The organism is Mesorhizobium sp. WSM4830 (assembly GCF_055811495.1).
The window spans coordinates 1-1,888 of sequence record NZ_JBVVQI010000078.1 but is presented as its reverse complement, the minus strand read 5'-3'; the positions used below and the strand labels follow the sequence as shown (position 1 = coordinate 1,888).

The following is a 1,888-nucleotide window of genomic DNA, read 5'->3' as shown; positions in this document are numbered from 1 at the left end:
TGTTGTGTGCCGAGCATGATCGACAGCTTGGAGGTGCAAGTCCTCTACCCAGCCTGATGACGGCGAAGGGTTAGCGAAGCGCAAGGGCGTCGTCGCGAGGCGGGGTCCGAAGGAAGCGTGGAGCAAACCCGCGACCCGATGGACAAGAACCGGATACGAGGCCTACCCGGCCGGACGAGCGGGCAACTGACCGCGAAGTCCATGGTCATCAAGGGCCGGGGTGGTAAATTCGGCGGGTGTGCGGGGAAGGCGGTCGATCTTACCTCGGGAGATCTGCGCCGTGTCCGGAATTCCGGACTGAGCCCGCCGTGAGGCGCGCTGATCGCGGTGCAGAAGTCAGCAGAGGGCATAGTAGCTGTCGGGCTCGCTCGGCAGTGAAGGCCCGAACGGTTGGAAGGACGAGTAGGACGGAGCTCTCGCATTGGCCATGCGGCGGAAAACCCAGCTTGAGCTGGCCTTTCCCGGGACCGGAGGGGGTGAAGCCCGCGCCCGCCTCGGGGCAGGGACCGAAGCCAACACGGCGAACGCCGTTCCCGAAAGCCCGGCGGCTATGGCCGGACCGTGCATGGAAGCGATTGTCGATCGCGACAATCTGAGGAAGGCGCTGGCGCAGGTCCGGCGCAACAAAGGGGCGCCGGGGGTCGACGGCATGAATGTCGAGGCCTTGGTGCTGCACCTGAGAGACCACTGGCCCGAACTTCGCATCCAACTGCTCAAAGGCTCCTACAAGCCGCAGCCGGTGCGGCGCGTCGAAATCCCCAAGGCGTCCGGCGGCACCCGTCCGCTCGGCATTCCAACGGTGCTCGACCGCTTCATCCAGCAGGCGGTTATGCAGGTGCTGCAGGAGGCATGGGACGAGGGGTTCAGCGCGTCGAGCTACGGGTTCCGACCCGCACGCTCGGCCCATCAGGCGGTTGCCGCGGCGCAGGCGTTCATTGCATCGGGCCACCGCATTGTGGTGGACATCGATCTGGAGAAGTTCTTCGACCGGGTCAACCACGACATCCTGATGGGGCTGGTGGCCAAGCGGGTGTCCGATCCGCGCCTCCTTCGGCTGATCCGGGGCTTCCTGACCTCGGGTGTGCTCGAAGGCGGACTGGTCGGCCCGATCGACGAGGGAACGCCGCAAGGCGGCCCGCTCTCGCCGCTGCTGTCGAACCTGATGCTGGACGAACTCGACAAGGAACTGGAGCGACGCAAGCATTGCTTCGTGCGCTACGCCGACGACTGCAACATCTATGTGCGCAGCGTGCGGGCGGGTGAACGGGTGATGGCAAGCGTCGAACGCTTCCTGGTCAGGCGTCTGAAGCTGAAGGTCAACATGCACAAGAGCGCGGTCGCCCCGCCGCACCGGCGCAAGTTCCTCGGCTTCAGCTTCACGGACGAGAAGACGCCAAGACGTCGGATCGCGCCGCAGGCTGTGGTCCGGTTCAAGGAGCGCGTGCGGGTGCTGACGATGCGGACGCGGGGCGCCAGCCTCGCGCAAATAGCCAAGGAGCTGTCGCTCTATCTCTTGGGATGGCGCGGCTACTTCAGCTTTTGCGAAACCCCGTCGGTGTTGCGCAGCCTCGACAAGTGGATCAGGCGGAGATTCCGATCCATCGCATGGAAACAGTGGACGCGCGGGCGCACCCGCTTTGCGGAGCTGCGTCGCCGGGGCGTCGGGTACGATCTGGCGGCACAAACCGCCGGCAGCGCCCATGGTCCCTGGCGCATCAGCAACAGCCCAGCGCTCGCCATTGCCTTGCCGAACGCTTTCCTCGCAAGCATCGGCCTCGCTGTCCTCGCCCCTGCCAAGGCCGCATAACCAGCCGAACCGCCCTGTACGGACCCGTACGCAGGGTGGTGTGGGAGGGGAGGAACTGCGAAGCTCCCCCCTATCCCGATT

1 protein-coding gene is annotated in these 1,888 nt (G+C 65.6%); it reads left to right on the top strand.

Annotated features, from left to right (window positions below):
• Positions 1-427: 427 nt before the first annotated feature.
• Complete coding sequence (ltrA, locus tag AC0L2Y_RS34380; RefSeq protein WP_473562306.1) at positions 428-1,807, top strand: group II intron reverse transcriptase/maturase; 1,380 nt, start codon at positions 428-430, stop codon at positions 1,805-1,807.
• Positions 1,808-1,888 lie beyond the last annotated feature (81 nt).